Origin of the sequence: Mesorhizobium sp. WSM4887, from assembly GCF_029625865.1 — a bacterium.
In the GTDB taxonomy this organism is placed as follows: domain Bacteria; phylum Pseudomonadota; class Alphaproteobacteria; order Rhizobiales; family Rhizobiaceae; genus Mesorhizobium.
Genome location: NZ_JARTVP010000001.1, coordinates 1683616 through 1700039, shown reverse-complemented (window position 1 = coordinate 1700039; position 16424 = coordinate 1683616). Strand labels below are relative to the sequence as shown.

General features: G+C 63.6%; 11 protein-coding genes. 6 read left to right on the top strand and 5 right to left on the bottom strand.

Translation table 11 applies throughout. The features are described from left to right. Window positions 1-200: 200 nt before the first annotated feature. Entirely contained in the window at window positions 201-563 is a 363-nt protein-coding gene (locus tag P9230_RS08115; RefSeq protein WP_006199474.1) for a response regulator, read from the bottom strand. 165 nt (window positions 564-728) lie between these two features. On the opposite strand from P9230_RS08115, the gene P9230_RS08110 reads away from it, so the two are divergent. Both P9230_RS08110 and hisN read left to right on the top strand, forming a co-directional pair. Beyond that, window positions 729-1670 carry an N-formylglutamate amidohydrolase gene (locus P9230_RS08110; RefSeq protein ID WP_067002532.1) on the top strand — a complete coding sequence of 314 codons (942 nt, stop codon included), beginning with the start codon at window positions 729-731 and terminating at the stop codon, window positions 1668-1670. 304 nt (window positions 1671-1974) lie between these two features. Continuing rightward, entirely contained in the window at window positions 1975-2748 is a 774-nt protein-coding gene (gene hisN, locus P9230_RS08105; RefSeq protein ID WP_278118256.1) for a histidinol-phosphatase, read from the top strand. Window positions 2749-2768: 20 nt separating this feature from the next. Here the strand turns inward: hisN and P9230_RS08100 are convergent, their stop codons facing one another. Next, window positions 2769-3725, bottom strand: a complete 957-nt coding sequence (locus tag P9230_RS08100) for an alpha/beta hydrolase (protein ID WP_278087104.1) — start codon at window positions 3723-3725, stop codon at window positions 2769-2771. Window positions 3726-4187: 462 nt separating this feature from the next. Here P9230_RS08100 and P9230_RS08095 point away from each other — a divergent pair, with 462 nt between their 5' ends. Then, the gene (locus P9230_RS08095) at window positions 4188-4655 is read left to right on the top strand and encodes an Hsp20 family protein (RefSeq protein WP_067002526.1); all 468 of its coding nucleotides are present in this window, start codon (window positions 4188-4190) and stop codon (window positions 4653-4655) included. A gap of 180 nt (window positions 4656-4835) precedes the next feature. On the opposite strand, the gene P9230_RS08090 is transcribed toward P9230_RS08095, so the two are convergent. Further along, a complete protein-coding gene (locus P9230_RS08090) occupies window positions 4836-5888 on the bottom strand; it encodes a low specificity L-threonine aldolase (RefSeq protein WP_278118253.1) in 1053 nt (350 codons plus the stop codon). Between the two features lie 489 nt (window positions 5889-6377). Here P9230_RS08090 and gltB point away from each other — a divergent pair, with 489 nt between their 5' ends. Together gltB and P9230_RS08080 are read left to right on the top strand one after the other, a co-directional pair. Then, the gene (gltB, locus tag P9230_RS08085) at window positions 6378-11096 is read left to right on the top strand and encodes a glutamate synthase large subunit (RefSeq protein ID WP_278118251.1); all 4719 of its coding nucleotides are present in this window, start codon (window positions 6378-6380) and stop codon (window positions 11094-11096) included. Window positions 11097-11246: 150 nt separating this feature from the next. Next, a complete protein-coding gene (locus tag P9230_RS08080; protein WP_095826717.1) occupies window positions 11247-12701 on the top strand; it encodes a glutamate synthase subunit beta in 1455 nt (484 codons plus the stop codon). Between the two features lie 38 nt (window positions 12702-12739). On the opposite strand, the gene P9230_RS08075 is transcribed toward P9230_RS08080, so the two are convergent. Continuing rightward, the gene (locus P9230_RS08075; protein WP_278118249.1) at window positions 12740-13954 is read right to left on the bottom strand and encodes a DUF459 domain-containing protein; all 1215 of its coding nucleotides are present in this window, start codon (window positions 13952-13954) and stop codon (window positions 12740-12742) included. Window positions 13955-14069: 115 nt separating this feature from the next. Continuing rightward, window positions 14070-15290, bottom strand: a complete 1221-nt coding sequence (locus P9230_RS08070; RefSeq protein WP_067325921.1) for a lytic murein transglycosylase — start codon at window positions 15288-15290, stop codon at window positions 14070-14072. A gap of 225 nt (window positions 15291-15515) precedes the next feature. Between P9230_RS08070 and galU the strand changes: the two genes are divergently transcribed. After that, window positions 15516-16421, top strand: coding sequence for a UTP--glucose-1-phosphate uridylyltransferase GalU (gene galU, locus P9230_RS08065; RefSeq protein WP_067325925.1), 906 nt, complete (start codon window positions 15516-15518; stop codon window positions 16419-16421). Window positions 16422-16424: the final 3 nt, after the last annotated feature.

Genomic DNA, 16424 nt, shown 5'->3' with positions numbered 1-16424 from the left:
TACACCATTTTTGGTCCGGCGCGTCAATAGCAGGAACGAGAAAAGAAAGCTCGGTTTCGCCGCAGCGGCGGAAGCGCCGATGCCTAAAGCGCGTCGCGTCGAAACGGGTTCGAGTGACGCGCTTAGATCTTTGTTTTGTGGATGTCGTTTTCCCAGCCGCTGCGCCGTTTTGGACGACATGCGCCGGCCGGAAAAACCCTTTAGGCGGCCTGAAGCATCTTCTCGACCTCGTTGACGAGATCGCGCAGATGGAACGGCTTCGACAGCACCTTGGCGTCCTTGGGCGCCTTGGAATCCGGATTGAGCGCGACGGCAGCGAAGCCGGTGATGAACATGACCTTGAGATCCGGATCGATCTCAGTGGCGCGGCGGGCAAGCTCGATGCCGTCCATCTCCGGCATGACGATGTCGGTCAGAAGCAGCGAAAAAGGCTCCTCGCGCAGCCGCTCATAGGCGCTGGCGCCGTTGTCGAAATCGCTCACCTGGTAGCCGGCGCGTTCCAGCGCCTTGACGAGGAACCGGCGCATATCGTCGTCGTCTTCCGCCAGAAGAATGCGTGCCATCGTATCCCGTCCGAATCACCCGCCCCAAGCCTGCCGCCGGGCAAGCCCGTTAACCATCCTGTATATGAGGAGGAGACGGTAAACATCAAGTGAACGTTGGCCTTGTCGCGACCACTTCGACTGTGCGTTTCGCGGGGCTGAAATGCTGGACATACCGGGCGCAAGATGGCAGTTTCGCATCATGATGCAGTGCTTCGTCCTGGTTCGTTCAAATTGAAGACGGCAGCCGAGGATTTTTCGGTCACACCACCCTTCGAAATCCGGTCGGGCGCCGAGCAACGCGTAGCTTTCCTGTTCAACTCGCCGCATAGCGGCCGCCATTATCCCGAGCGCTTCCTGGCCATGGTGCGGCTCGACCGCAACGCCATACGCCGGTCGGAGGATTGCTATGTCGATGAGCTGTTCGGCGGCGCCGTCGCGCTCGGCGCGCCCATGCTGGCGGCAAATTTCCCGCGCGCCTATCTCGACGTCAATCGCGAACCGTGGGAACTCGATCCGCGCATGTTCGCGGAGCCGGTGCCGTCCTTCTGCAACATCCGCTCTGCCCGCGTGGCGGGCGGGCTGGGCACCGTGCCGAAGCTGGTGGGGGAAGGGCTCGATATCTATCCCGGGCGTCTGCCGCTCTCCGAGGCCGTGGGACGCATAGAGGCCGTCTACAAGCCCTACCACGAGACGCTGAAGCGGCTATTGACCAGGACCCACGCCAGGTTCGGCTATGCCGTGCTGATCGACTGCCATTCGATGCCGGCCAGCGTCCGGGTCGGCGACAATGGCGCGCGGCCGGACTTCATCATCGGCGATCGTTTCGGCATTTCCGCCAGCGCGGCTCTAACCGAGAGGGCGATCGGCCTGCTCACCGGAATGGGCTACGCTGTCGCGCATAACAAGCCTTATGCCGGCGGCTTCATAACCGAGCATTACGGGCGGCCGGCGCGTCATCTCCATGCGCTGCAGATCGAGGTCAATCGCGGGCTCTACATGAACGAGCGGACATTCCAGAAATCGGCCGGCTTCGACGCTTTAGCCGACGACCTGACGCGGTTTTCGGCCGAACTGATTTCGATGCCCGGCCATCATTTCCTCGACCTGCCGCTCGCCGCCGAATGACGGCAGCGCTGCGATCCGCGGCTCAAAAAAAGACCGCATCGTTTTCACGACACGGTCGAAGTCTAGGGAGGAAACGCCCAAGGAGGGCATGGACAGGATAAGCTGTCCGAGAACAAAAGTATTGTGCGATGCACAAATGTCAATCGACTTCAGGCTTTTTTAATTCAATATGATGTGCAAATCCGGTTTCGGCGCCTGACATGTGACTTTGAGGCAACAGGCGAGGGCGCCTGACCCGGTTGCACGCTCCGGTCCGACAAGAAGACAGCAGCTGCCGGATGGTTGCCGCAACGGGGAGAGTGGGTTGGATATCAGCATCGACTTCATGCGGCGCATCGCGCGTGCCGCCGCCGCCGAGACCTTGCCTCGCTTCCGCAGCCAGGCCGCAGTCGCCACCAAGCTGGCGGAGAGCTTCGATCCGGTGACGGAAGCCGATCGCGAGGCCGAGCGGGCGATCCGGGCGCTTATCTCGGCGGAGTATCCCGATCACGGCATCCTCGGCGAAGAGCATGGCAGCGAGAACATTTCGAGCCGGCATGTCTGGGTCATCGACCCGATCGACGGCACACGCGCCTTCATTTCCGGCCTGCCGGTCTGGGGAACGCTGGTCGGACTGACGATCGACGGCGATGCCGTCGCCGGCCTGATGTCGCAGCCCTTCACCGGCGAGCTGTTCTATGCCAATGCCTCCGGCTCGCATTACGAAGGCCCGGGTGGCCCGCGCAAGCTCGCGACGCGCAAGACGACGCAGCTTTCGCAAGCGACCCTGTTCACCACCACGCCGGCGCTGTTCAAGGGCGCGGCGCGCAACCGCTATGACGCGTTCGAGAAACAGGTGCAGCTCGCCCGCTACGGCACCGACTGCTACGCCTTCGCCATGGTGGCGGCGGGCAGCGTCGATATCGTCGCCGATCCGGGTTTGAAACCCTACGACATCGTGGCGCTGATCCCGATCATCGAGAAGGCGGGCGGCGTCGTCACCACCTTCGAAGGCGGGCCGGCGGAAAACGGCGGCGACATATTGGCGGCGGCGACGCCGGAATTGCACGCCGCGGCAATGGCGGCGCTGCGCGGCTGATCCGCGGCGTCGTTCCGTGATCAGGCAGCGTCGCCGGTTCCCGGAACAAAAGCATCGAAGGCCGCCAGGAGCTGCTCGCGAAAGAGATCCCTCTCTTGCAGGATCTCATGATGCGCGCCGTCGATCATCAACAAAGAGCCGACGCGAAGCCGTCTGGCATAGGATTCGACCGCCTTGGTAGAGACCACCTGATCGGCGCCGGCGGCGACGATCAGCGTCGGTACCTGTATCCTTGCCATGAAATCGGGGTCGCTGACCGCTTCCGCGGCTGCGGCTGCGGCCTTCAGCCAGCGGATGGTCGGACCACCGAGTCCAAGGTGGGGCCAGGCCCTGTAAATGTCGGTATTGCGCCGGTAGCGCTCCGGGTCGGACGTCACCTTGTTCATTTCGAAGGGCGTCGGCAATTTCGGGCGCGGCCCCCAGGCGGCATAGAGGCGGCCGAGGCCCAGCGCGCAGAACACCGCGCAGACGCGCCTTATGGTGGCGATCGAAACCCGCAAGTCGGGCACGGCCAGGAAAGGCGCGATCAGCACCATGCGCCGCACCCGGTTGACCATCGACGGCGAGGCAAGCAGCGCGATCACTGCTCCCGTCGAATGGGCGAGGATGTAATAGGGACCGCGGCAATCGGGCAGCACGATCTCCTCGAAGAACTGCTCGAGATCACGGGTGTAGTCACGGAAGCTGCGGACATAGCCGCGCTGCCGGTCGCGCAGCAGGCGGCTGGAATCGCCCTGGCCGCGCCAGTCGAGGGTGGCGACGCCGAATCCGCGGTCGGCGAGATCGCGGATGGTCTCGAAATATTTCTCGATGCACTCGTTGCGGCCGGTCAGCAGCACCACCGTGCCCTGGAGCGGGCGGGCGACGGCGGCGAAAACGCCGTAGCGGATCTTCCTGCCGTCGCGGGTGGTGAAGAAGCCGCCGGCAGCGTTCTGCGGCGGCGGATTGCCCTCAGTCAGATAGAAAAGGTCCGTCATTCGGCGCTTCGTTGATTGCTTCTTGCCCGAGCGGGCCTGGCGTCGCCACGGTGATAGACGCCCATGCGCCAAAAGCAAAGGTCCGGGATACGCGCTTTCCTGAACGGGAAGGCCGGAAGCACCTGCGGCGCGCTTCCGGCCTCTGTCGATCCGGGAGGAAGGGACGTTACACCCGGTCGGCCTCGTCGCGGCGCACCGATCGAGGCGCCGCATGTCCGTATTGTTGACTGCAGCCTAGCGAGCCCCGGCTGAACGGATGCCGAAGCCTCGGTTCATCTGGCGTTCATCGAGCGAAAAAATCGAAGTGAAAGTTGGTGCGCGAAGTTCTTGAAATGGGCTTTTCCGCTTCCCAAATGGAGGTTGCGGCCGCCGATGTCGGGGCTGCTGGCCTATCCGGAGCGCCTTTCGAGGGTTTCGTACCGGGTCAAACGCAAACCATGTTGCTCAACAGGAGAACACATCATGCGTCACGTTGATTTTTCCCCGCTTTATCGTTCGACCGTCGGTTTCGACCGGCTGTTCACCATGCTCGATACGCTCGGCCAGCCCGAGAGCGCGCAGACCTATCCGCCCTATAACATCGAGCGCACCGGCGAGAACGCCTATCGCATCTCGATGGCGGTTGCCGGCTTCTCGGAAGACGAGATCTCGATCGAGGCGCACCGCAATGTGCTCACCGTCAAGGGTGAGCGCAAGGAAGAGAACAATGGCGAGGGTTCGGAGCTGCTCTATCGCGGCATCGCTTCGCGCGCCTTCGAGCGTCGCTTCCAGCTCGCCGACCACGTTGAGGTCGAGGGCGCCACGCTGAAGAACGGCCTGCTCTTCGTCGACCTCAAGCGCAACATTCCGGAAGAGCTGAAGCCGCGCAAGATCGCGATCACCTCGTCTTCGGACAAGGCCAAGCAGATCGAGGCCAAGGCCGCCGCGTAAGCCGCGGGCTCCATGTAAGAAACGTCTCCCTCCCGAGACGAAAGCGGCGCCGAAGGGCGCCGCTTGTTTGTGACATTAATCCTGCGCCAGAAAATCAACGCGGCGACATTTCGCCGATGTTTTCTGGCGTTTTTGATCCTGCTTGGCCTCGAACTGTCGCTGGGGCCTTTGCTCGCCTGATCATTGCGAGAGGAGTTGGCCGAGACGGTCGATCTCTTGCGTGGTGGTGGCGAAGCTGGCGACGAAACGGTAGATTGCTTCCTTGTCGCCGAGATGGCCTTCGAAACCCTGCGGCACGCCCCATTCATAGAATTTGGCGCCGGCGGTCTGCAGCTTTTCGGCAAGAGCGCGGTCGAAGATTGCGAACACTTCGTTGGCCTGCGGCAGCCAGGCGAGCCTGCCCGCCGGCGCGTCCTCGATCGTCTCGGCGAGATGTGCCGCCATCGCATTGGCATGCCGCGCCATCCTCAGCCAAAGGTCGTCGGTGAAATAGGCTTCGAATTGCGCCGAGATGAAGCGCGCCTTGGAAAAGGTCTGTCCGGCGCGCTGGCGAAGCAGGCGCAGATCCCGGCCGACTTCCGGGTTGAAGATCACCACCGCGTCGGCCATCCAGCAACCGTTCTTGGTGCCGCCGAAGGAGATCAGGTCGACGCCGCTCCTCCAGGTCATTTCCGCCGGCGTGACGTCGGTCGCGGCAATCGCATTGGCAAAGCGCGCGCCATCCATATGCAGTGGCAGCTTGTGCCTGCGGCTGACCTCGGCGATCGCCTTGACGTCGTCGACGGTGTAGACGGTGCCCACCTCGGTCGCCTGGGTGATCGTCACGGCCATCGGCTGGCCGGCCGGCGCAAGATCCTGTGAATAACGCCTGATGGCGTCGTCGAGAGCCTGCGGGTTGAGGCGCCCCAGGGGACCCGCAACCGGCGTCGTACGAGCGCCGCCGGTGTAGAAGCCCATCGCTCCGAACTCGTCGACATTCATATGCGCTTCGGAATGACAAAGGGCGATGCCGCCGATACGGTTCAACGCCGCCATCGAAAGGGCGTTGGCCGCGGTGCCGGTGGCGACGAAGAACACTTGAACATCGCGCTCGAAGATCTCGCTGAAGCGATGGTAGACGGTGCGGTCCAAGTCGCCGTCGCCATACGCGGTCGCGATGCCGGCCGCGTGGCGGGAGAGGTTCGCCGAAATGTCGGGATGAACGCCCGCCCAGTTGTCGGATGCAAAGAACATCGAGAGGTCCGTATTGTGATTGGCAGAAAGCGGCGCGACTTGACTGCTTTGGCGCGCGAAGCGCAAGGGCCAATCTTTCGCAAAACGGTGAAGCCAGCCGGGCCGTAACGACTGACTAGAGGTTGCGTTTTTTGATCCCTTCGCGAAATTTTGTGTCGCGGCACGCCCGAGAATTTTGTGAATCGGTCTTGTGCAGGTGCGGGATTTCTGCCATAAAAAATTTAGGACAGTAGTGCTGTCTTATTTTGTCGCACAAAACAGGCTGGACTGGCATATCATCGCTGCCATTCCGGCCATTGTCGCGAGCGGCGGGTAGACGGCTCCGCTCTGGCCTGTACGATACCGGATGCGAACCGGGCGTATGGCCGCATGGTTCGGCAAGAATTTCGCGAGACGTGCAGCAAGGACGAAGGGAAGCATCGTGCTTCCCAAGGCAAACCAGCGCCCCGAGGGAAATCACCGCCAAGGGTGCGGAACGGAGGACAGGACATGACGGAACTGACGCCATCTGCGATCAACGGCCAGGCCGCGCAGACGAAAGCGGCAGCCGTCAAAACTGGTGCCACCGCCAATGGTTTGATCGCGCAGGGCCTCTACGATCCGCGCAACGAGCATGACGCCTGCGGCGTCGGCTTCATCGCCAACATGAAGGGCGTAAAGTCGCACCAGATCGTCGAGGACGGTCTGGCGATGCTGGAAAACCTCACCCATCGCGGCGCTGTCGGCGCCGATCCGCTGGTCGGCGACGGCGCCGGCGTGCTGGTGCAGATTCCGGATCGGTTCTTCCGCGATGAGATGGCCGCAAACGGCGTCGAACTGCCGCCGGCCGGCCAATATGGCGTCGGCCACTGGTTCATGCCGCAGGACGCAGCACTTCGCGCCCATATAGAGGACATCATCGCCGAATCGGCCCAGTCCGAAGGGCTGCCGCTGATCGGCTTCCGCGACGTGCCGGTCGATAATTCGTCGCTGTCGAAGGCGCCGGAGATTGTCGCCTCGGAGCCGTTCCATCGCCAGGTGTTCATCGGCCGCACGGCCGAGATTCCGGACGACGAGGAATACGAGGCGAGGCTCTACCTGCTGCGCAAGGTGATCTCGGGCCGCATCTATGCCGAGAACGACAACAAGGATGTCGGCGCCTATTGCGTGTCGCTGTCGGCGCGCACCATCGTCTACAAGGGCATGTTCCTCGCCTACCAAGTCGGCGCCTATTACAAGGACCTCAAGGATCCGCGCTTCGACACGGCGCTGATCCTCGTCCACCAGCGCTTCTCGACCAACACCTTCCCGTCATGGAAGCTGGCGCATCCCTATCGCATGGTCGCGCATAACGGCGAGATCAACACGGTGCGCGGCAACAACAACTGGATGGCGGCGCGTCAGGCCTCGGTCGATTCCGAGCTGTTCGGCAACAACATCTCGAAGCTGTGGCCGATATCCTATGAAGGCCAGTCCGACACGGCGTGCTTCGACAATGCGCTCGAATTCCTGTTTCAGGGCGGCTATAGCTTAAGCCACGCCATGATGATGCTGATCCCGGAAGCCTGGGCCGGCAACAAGCTCATGGATTCCGACCGCAAGGCGTTTTACGAATACCACGCCGCGCTGATGGAGCCGTGGGACGGGCCGGCGGCGGTCGTCTTCACCGACGGGCGGCAGATCGGCGCGACGCTCGATCGCAACGGCCTGCGTCCGGCTCGCTACATCGTCACCGACGACGACCTCGTCATCATGGCTTCGGAAGCCGGCGTGCTGCCGGTGCCGGAGGAAAAGATCGTGCAGAAGTGGCGGCTGCAGCCCGGCCGCATGCTTTTGATCGATCTGGCCAAGGGCCGCATCATCTCCGACGAGGAGATCAAGTCGGAGATCGCGACCAGGCACCCTTACAAGACCTGGCTCGCCAACACGCAGTTGATTCTTGAAGAGCTGAAGCCGGTCGAGCCGCGGGCGCTGCGCAAGGATGTCAGCCTGCTCGATCGCCAGCAGGCCTTCGGCTACACACAGGAAGACACGAAGCTTCTAATGGCACCGATGGCCACTACCGGCCAGGAAGCGGTCGGCTCGATGGGCACCGACACGCCGATCTCGGCGATGTCGGACAAGTCGAAGCTGCTCTACACCTATTTCAAGCAGAACTTCGCTCAGGTCACCAATCCGCCGATCGACCCGATCCGTGAGGAACTGGTGATGAGCCTGGTGTCCTTCATCGGGCCGCGGCCGAACATCTTCGACCTGATCGGCACATCGCGCCGCAAGCGGCTTGAAGTGCGCCAGCCGATTCTCACCAACGGCGATCTCGAGAAGATCCGCTCCATCGGACACACCGAGGACCGCTTCGACACCAAGACGATCGACATCACCTACGGTTCGAACGAGGGCGCTGCCGGCATGCAAGGCGCCATCGACCGGCTCTGCGAGCGCGCCGAGGCGGCGGTCGCGGGCGGCTACAACATCATCATCCTGTCCGACCGCCAGGTCGGGCCGGACCGCATCGCCATTCCGGTTTTGCTGGCGACGGCGGCGGTGCACCATCACCTGATCCGCAAGGGCCTGCGCACCGCGGTCGGACTGGTCGTCGAATCCGGCGAGCCCCGCGAGGTGCATCATTTCTGCTGCCTGGCCGGCTATGGCGCCGAGGCGATCAACCCCTATCTCGCCTTCGACACGCTGCTCGACATGCACAGGCGCGGCGAACTGCCGGAGGAGGTCGACGCATACGAGGTCGTCTCCCGCTACATCAAGTCGATCGGCAAGGGCATCCTCAAAGTGATGTCCAAGATGGGCATCTCGACTTACCAGTCCTATTGCGGTGCGCAGATCTTCGACGCCATCGGGCTCAAGTCGGACTTCGTCGAGAAGTATTTCACCGGCACCGCGACGCTGATCGAAGGCGTCGGGCTGGACGAGATCGCGACCGAGACTCTCAGCCGCCATACCGATGCCTTCGGCAACGACCCGGTGCTGCGCAGCAATCTCGAGGTCGGCGGCGAATACATGTTCCGCATGCGCGGCGAGGCGCATATGTGGTCGCCGGATGCGGTCGCCAGCCTGCAGCATGCCGTGCGCCAGGGCTCCTGGGACACGTTCAAGGAGTATTCGGCGCAGATCGACAGCGCGACAGCTAGAGCGCAGACCATCCGCGGCCTGTTCGAGATCAAGCTGGCGGAAGAGACCGGCCGCAAGAAGGTCGCGATCGAAGACGTCATGCCGGCGGCCGAGATCGTCAAGCGCTTCTCGACCGGGGCGATGTCCTTCGGTTCGATCTCCCGGGAAGCGCACACCACGCTGGCGCGCGCGATGAACGCCATCGGCGGCAAGTCGAACACCGGCGAGGGCGGCGAAGAGGCCGACCGCTATCTGCCGCTGCCCGGCGGCGGCAAGAATCCGGAACGCTCGGCGATCAAGCAGGTCGCGTCGGGGCGGTTCGGCGTGACGGCGGAATATCTGGTCAATTCCGATGTCATGCAGATCAAGGTGGCCCAAGGCGCCAAGCCCGGCGAGGGCGGTCAGTTGCCCGGACACAAGGTCGACGCCACCATCGCCAAGGTCAGGCATTCGACCCCCGGCGTCGGCCTGATCTCGCCGCCGCCGCATCACGACATCTATTCGATCGAGGATCTGGCGCAGCTGATCTACGACCTGAAGAACGTCAACCCGGCGGCCGATGTGTCGGTCAAGCTGGTCTCGGAGGTCGGCGTCGGCACGGTTGCGGCGGGCGTCGCCAAGGCGCGCGCCGATCACATCACCATCTCCGGCTACGACGGCGGCACCGGCGCTTCGCCGCTGACCTCACTCAAGCATGCCGGCAGCCCGTGGGAAATGGGCCTCGCCGAGACGCATCAGACCCTGGTGCTCAACGGCCTGCGCTCCCGCGTGGCGCTGCAGGTCGACGGCGGGTTGCGCACCGGCCGTGACGTCATCATCGGCGCGCTGCTCGGCGCCGACGAGTTCGGCTTCTCGACCGCGCCGCTGATTGCGGCCGGCTGCATCATGATGCGCAAGTGCCACCTGAACACCTGCCCGGTCGGGGTGGCGACGCAGGACCCGGTGCTGCGCAAGCGCTTCAAGGGCACGCCGGAGCATGTCATCAACTTCTTCTTCTACGTGGCGGAGGAGGTGCGCGCGCTGCTTGCGGAAATGGGCTTCACCCATCTCGACCAGATCATCGGCGACACCGACCTTCTGGAGAAGCGCGACGTGATCCAGCACTGGAAGGCGCGCGGGCTCGACTTCTCGAAGATGTTCTTCAAGCCGGAGGCGCCGCCTGAGGCGCTGCACTGGACCGAGCGGCAGAAGCATCCGATCGACGACGTGCTCGACCGCAAGCTGATCGAGCTGGCAAAGCCGGCGCTGGAAGCCAAGCAGCCGGTCAGCATCGAGCTACCAATCCGCAATGTCGACCGCTCTGCCGGCGCGATGCTGTCGGGCGAAGTCGCCAAGCGCTTCAAGCACAAAGGCCTGCGCGAGGACACGATCCAGGTCAAGCTCACCGGCACGGCCGGCCAGTCTTTCGGTGCGTTTCTCGCGCGCGGCGTTTCCTTCGAGCTGGTCGGCGCCGGCAACGATTATGTCGGCAAAGGCCTGTCGGGCGGCCGCATCGTCATCCGGCCGCCGGAAGAGGCCAAGATCGTCGCGGCCGACTCGATCATCGTCGGCAACACGGTGCTCTACGGCGCGACCGAGGGCGAGGCCTATTTCGCCGGGGTCGCCGGCGAGCGCTTCGCGGTGCGCAATTCCGGCGTCGTTGCCGTCGTCGAAGGCGTCGGCGACCATGGCTGCGAATACATGACCGGCGGCATCGTCGTGGTCATCGGCAAAACGGGCCGCAACTTCGCCGCCGGCATGTCGGGCGGCGTCGCCTATGTGCTCGACGAGAAGGGCGATTTCGCCGAACGCTGCAACATGGCGATGGTCGAGCTGGAGCCCGTTCCGGAAGAGGACGACCTGATGGAGAAGCTGCTCCATCATGGCGGCGACCTCGACCATAAGGGACGCGTCGACGTCTCCGGAGACATGACAAGCCATGACGAGGAGCGGCTCTATCAGCTGATCTCGAACCACGTCCATTACACGGGCTCGGTGCGCGGCCGCGAGATCCTCGACAATTGGGCAAGCTTCCGGCCGAAATTCCGGAAAATCATGCCGGTCGAGTATCGCCGCGCGCTGATCGAGATGGAGCGCATGCGCATGAGCGTGGCGGCGGAATAGGCTTTGGGCACGGCCGAGGAGACGCCCGGCCGGCATCCTCACCAACAATCCTGACCTCGGACCAAGGTTGCCACGGCGTCCTTATGAGGTTAACGGGTGCGCCGACAAGCTAGACTTGCGAGCGCGCCTTCGGACAGCAGGGACTGGACTATGGGCAAGGTAACAGGGTTTCTCGAAATCGACCGGCAGGTGCAGAAGTACCAGCCTGCCTCGGATCGCATCCGGCATTTCCGCGAATTCACGCTGCCGATGTCGGACAAGGAGGTCGAGAAACAGGCCGCGCGCTGCATGGATTGCGGCATCCCGTTTTGCCATGGGCCGACCGGCTGCCCGATCCACAACCAGATCCCGGACTGGAACGACCTCGTCTACAATGGCGACTGGGACAGCGCGATCCGCAACCTGCATTCGACCAACAATTTCCCGGAGTTTACCGGCCGCATCTGCCCGGCGCCTTGCGAGGAAGCCTGCACGCTGAACCTCGAGGACATTCCGGTCGCCATCAAGACGGTCGAGCAGGCGATCGCCGACAAGGCCTATGAAACCGGCCACATCCGGCCCTACCCGCCGGAAAAGAAGACCGGCAAGCGGGTTGCCGTCATCGGCTCCGGGCCGGCCGGCATGGCCGCCGCCCAGCAGCTCGGCCGCGCCGGCCACGATGTGCATGTCTATGAGCGCGAGAGCCGGCCGGGCGGGCTGATGCGCTACGGCATTCCCGACTTCAAGATCGAGAAGCATTACATCGATCGCCGCATCGAGCAGATGCAGGGCGAGGGCGTGAGTTTCCATTGCGGCGTCAATGTCGGCGTCGACAAGCCGGTTGCCGAGCTCCTCGCCGAGCACGACGCCGTGCTCTATTGCGGCGGCTCGGAAACGCCGCGCCCGGCCAACATTCCGGGCGACGATCTCAGCGGTGTCTATGATGCCATGCCGTATCTCGTGCAGCAGAACCGCCGCGTCGGCGGCGAGCCGATCCAATCGGTGGCCTGGCCGTCACATCCGATCATCGCCGGCGGCCAGCATGTCGTCGTCGTCGGCGGCGGCGACACCGCGTCCGACTGCATCGGCACCGCCTTCCGGCAAGGCGCGGTGCGCGTGACGCAGCTCGACATCCGTCCGCAGCCGCCGGAGAAGGAAGACAAGCTCGCCGTTTGGCCTTACTGGGCGACGAAGATGCGCACGTCTTCCTCGCAGGCCGAGGGCGCGGAGCGCGAATTCCAGGTGGCGACCCTCGAATTCATCGGCGAGGACGGACAGCTGACCGGCGTCCGCTGCTGCGAGGTCGATGAGAAGCGCAAGCCGATCGCCGGCACCGAGTTCGTCATCCGCGCCGATCTCGCCTTCATCGCCATCGGCTTTGCCGGTCCGGCGAATGATGGGGTCATGAAGGAGCTGGACGGCGAGATAAAGGTGGTCACCGACAGCCGCCGCTCGCGGAACGTCGAGGCCGACGACCGCGACTACAGAACCAGCATAGACAGGCTCTATGCCGCGGGCGACGTCCGTCGCGGCCAGTCGCTGGTGGTGTGGGCGATCCGCGAAGGCCGCCAGGCAGCGCGCGCGATCGACGAGGCGCTGATGGGGTCTAGCGTACTCCCCCGCTGAGTCTACCTGCAGCCACGATGTGCTCTTCCGTTGCGGCCCTACCGACGCACCGCTGTCGAGGTCTCCGATGAAGCGGTCGGCGTCTTCGGCGGCCAGGAAAAATCGTCGGCTCGGCCGGGCGAGGCGACGGGCGCCTTGCCCTCGACGGTCAGCTTTTCGGCTGGAAGATTCGGATCGGCCTTGGCTGGCGGTGCGGCACCCAGCAGCTCGGTCCCGCCGTCGAGCGCGGGGTCGCTGAGCAGCATCGGCGCGGTGCGGTCGACGATGACAGGGGCCGCGGCAGGCTTCGACGCCTCGACCGGAGCGCCCGCCGGCGCGGAAACCGTGGTGACGCTTCCGGGTGCCGCCAGCCCGAGGATCTTGGCCAGCGGCTTTTCGGTGTAGAAGGCAAGCTTGCGCTTGCCGGCCTTGGTCACGTTGATGCCGTCGTCGGAGCGCAGGCGCACCGGCTGGCCGTTGATGTCCGGACCGGAGGTGACGAAGGCGCCGTTCTCGTCGACGAAGCCGTCCCAGACATCGACGAACTCGCCGCCATGGGTCTGTGCGGCTGAATGATAGATGTCGTTGAAGGCGAGCATGTCCGAGGTCATTTTTGCCGCCCCGAACGCCGGCATGCCGACCCACAGGAACGGCACCTTTGCATCCTGAATGGCCTTGCCCAGCGCATCGGTGCGGTGCTCGTATTCCTTGGTCCAGTTCTCGGAGCGCGGCTGCTCGCGGACGTCGCCGACGCGCATCTGTTGGCGGTCGTTGGAGCCAAGCATGACCACCACCACGGACGGCTTCTCCGTCTCGATCAGAGACTTGATCTCGACCGGCCAATTGTAGAAATCGTCACGCACGAAGCCCGACGAGCCGTTGCTGCGCGAAACGATCCTGACCGCCGGATTGTCGGCAAAGGCGACGTCCAGACCCTCGGCGAGCCCGCCCGCCAGGAAATCGCCGACCACCAGCACGACGCGCGCATCCGGCGCCTTTTCGACGACCGGCGCCTCCGGCTCGGCCGGCGGGCGCGGCTTGGGTTTTCTGGCCTTCGGCTTCGGCCTCACCGGCTGGACATTGGCAGGGGGTTCAATGCGCTCGCTGCGGCGCGGGAAAAGAAGATCGCGCAGCGACCAGCCGCGGTTTCCGTCTTCCTGCGCGAAAGCCGGGGAATGAAAGGCGCTCGAGCCGGCGACGGCAAGCACAGCGATGGCCAGGACGAGAATCGGCAGGCGGCGAACGATCAGCCAGACACGCGCGACCGTAACCAATGAAAGTCTCCATCCTTGGCGCATGACAACGTAAAAAGCCGGCAAGTCATGCGCAGGCCGCAGCGCTACAGCATCCTTTCCGCTTTTGAAAGGATGCTTGACGCCATGGGCGGCTCTATTGCTTCCGGAGCCATTTCAGCACTTCCAGGCTCGGATAGCCATCCTGGCTCAAGCCTACCTTCGCCTGGTAGGCCATGATGGCGGCTTTCGACCCCTCGCCGATCTTGCCGTCGAACTTGCCGTCATAATAACCGTGCTCGGAAAGCCGCTTCTGCAGTTCCTGCCGTTGCTCAAAGCTGAGCTTGGTGAAAGGCCGCTGCCAGTCCTGCACAAGCCCGGTGCCACCGGCGATTTCGTCGGCGAGCAGGCCGACGGCCAAAGCATATTTGTCGGCATTGTTGTAAGCCTTGATGACCGAGAAATTCCTGATCATCAGGAAGGCCGGTCCGCCCCTGCCGTCCGGCACCTTGAGCGTCGCCTTGTCGCTCAGGTTCCTGAACGGCTTGCCGTTGGCCCTGGCGACCCCGAGAGCCTGCCACTGCGCCAGCGTCTTCGATCCGGCGGGCAGCTTGCCCGGCGGCAAGGTCACTTCATAGCCCCAGGTCTTGCCGGCCTGCCAGCCGTTCTTCCTGAGCAGGTTGGCGGCAGTCGCCAACGCGTCGGGTATCGAATTCCAGATGTCGCGCCGGCCATTGCCGTCCATGTCCACCGCGTAGTGCTGATAGCTGGTCGGGATGAACTGCGTCTGACCCATCGCGCCCGCCCAGGAACCCATGAGATGGCTTTCGTCGATGTCGCCGGTCTGCAGGATCTTCAGCGCCGCGATCAGCTGGGTTCGGGCATATTTCGACCGCTTCGGGTCGCCATAGGCTAGGGTCGCCAGCGAACGGATGACATTGCGCATGATGTCGTCGCGCTTGAGGATCTCGCCATAGTTCGATTCCATCGACCAGATGGCGAGAAGGATATGGCGATCGACGCCGAACCGCGCCTCGATCCGATCCAGCCATGGCTTCCATTTGCGCGCCATTGCCTGACCGTTGGTCACCGACTGGTCATGCACGCGGTTGTCGAAATAATCCCAGGCGGGGGCGGTGAATTCCGGCTGGGTGCGGGCCTTTTCCAGCACGACCGGGTCGGGCTCGATGCCCCTCATGGCCTTGTCGTAGACTGCGCCGGAAACGCCGCCCGAAACCGCGGTGGCACGGAAGTCCGCGACCCACTGGCGGAAACCCGCATCGGCGAAAGCGGGTCCGGCGGGCATCAGCAAGGCAAGCGTGAGGCCCGCGGCCGTCACAAATGCCGTCAGGCGCCTTGCGCTGTTGCGAACGGACATCCTTTTCCTCCTTCATCAAAATTAGGAAGGATCATTCAACGCCGAAGCCGGTTAGTATTTAGTTTACCATAGGTGGCCATTAGGAACGAAAAGAGAGGTCGGTGCTTTAATTTTCGATTTTCAGGCCAGCCGCTCGGGTAATTCAACATTCCGGCGCGAAAATGTTCGGGGGGATTGCAGAGCGGATGGCCGCGCAGATAATGGGCTTAAACGTATGGGTGGAGCATGAAGCGAGTTCGCAAGGCAGTTTTCCCGGTCGCCGGTCTCGGCACACGGTTTCTTCCGGCCACCAAGGCCATCCCGAAGGAGATGCTGACGGTCGTCGACCGGCCGGTCATTCAATATGTGGTCGACGAGGCGCGCGACGCCGGCATCGAGCATTTCATTTTCGTGACCGGGCGCAACAAGGCGGTCATCGAGGATCACTTCGACGTCCAGTTCGAGCTCTACGATACGCTCGCCCAGCGCGGCAAGGACGACCAGCTCGCCCGCCTGCAGCGGCTGCAGCCAGCGCCTGGCCAGACCAGCTTCACCCGCCAGCAGGTGCCGATGGGCCTTGGCCATGCCGTCTGGTGCGCGCGTGAACTGGTCGGTGACGAACCGTTCGCGCTGCTTTTGCCCGACATGATCATGCAGTCGGAAAAAAGCTGCATGAAGGATATGGTCGAACTCTATGCCGAGACCGGGAACAACATCATCGCCGTACAGGAATGCGACCCGGCCGAGGCCCATAAATACGGCATCGTCGGCCGTGGCGAGGACACCCATCACGGTTTCCGCATCACCGGCATGGTGGAGAAGCCGAAGGCTGGCACGGCGCCCTCCAATCTCTTCATCAACGGGCGCTACATCCTGCAACCGGAGATTTTCGGCATCCTCGAAAGCCAGGAGCGCGGCGCCGGCAACGAGATCCAGCTGACGGATGCGATGCTGAAGCTGGAGAAGCAGCAGCCCTTCTACGGCTATCACTATAAGGGGCGCACCTTCGACTGCGGCTCGCCGGAAGGCTTCGTCGAGGCCAATGTCGCCTTCGCGCTCTGGCGCAGCGACATGAATGCGAGCATGGCTGGGGTCATCCGCACGCTGCTGGATGAGGTGCGGCCGGCGGAGCGGGTCGGCGCCGCTTCCTAGGTG

Excerpts from the sequence above, each read along its gene's own strand:
- P9230_RS08070 (WP_067325921.1), bottom strand. The coding sequence starts at position 15,290 with ATGTCCGTTCGCAACAGCGCAAGGCGCCTGACGGCATTTGTGACGGCC.
- P9230_RS08100 (WP_278087104.1), bottom strand. The coding sequence starts at position 3,725 with ATGACGGACCTTTTCTATCTGACTGAGGGCAATCCGCCGCCGCAGAAC.
- P9230_RS08090 (WP_278118253.1), bottom strand. The coding sequence starts at position 5,888 with ATGTTCTTTGCATCCGACAACTGGGCGGGCGTTCATCCCGACATTTCG.
- P9230_RS08080 (WP_095826717.1), top strand. The coding sequence starts at position 11,247 with ATGGGCAAGGTAACAGGGTTTCTCGAAATCGACCGGCAGGTGCAGAAG.
- gltB (WP_278118251.1), top strand. The coding sequence starts at position 6,378 with ATGACGGAACTGACGCCATCTGCGATCAACGGCCAGGCCGCGCAGACG.
- P9230_RS08110 (WP_067002532.1), top strand. The coding sequence starts at position 729 with ATGGCAGTTTCGCATCATGATGCAGTGCTTCGTCCTGGTTCGTTCAAA.
- P9230_RS08095 (WP_067002526.1), top strand. The coding sequence starts at position 4,188 with ATGCGTCACGTTGATTTTTCCCCGCTTTATCGTTCGACCGTCGGTTTC.
- P9230_RS08115 (WP_006199474.1), bottom strand. The coding sequence starts at position 563 with ATGGCACGCATTCTTCTGGCGGAAGACGACGACGATATGCGCCGGTTC.
- galU (WP_067325925.1), top strand. The coding sequence starts at position 15,516 with ATGAAGCGAGTTCGCAAGGCAGTTTTCCCGGTCGCCGGTCTCGGCACA.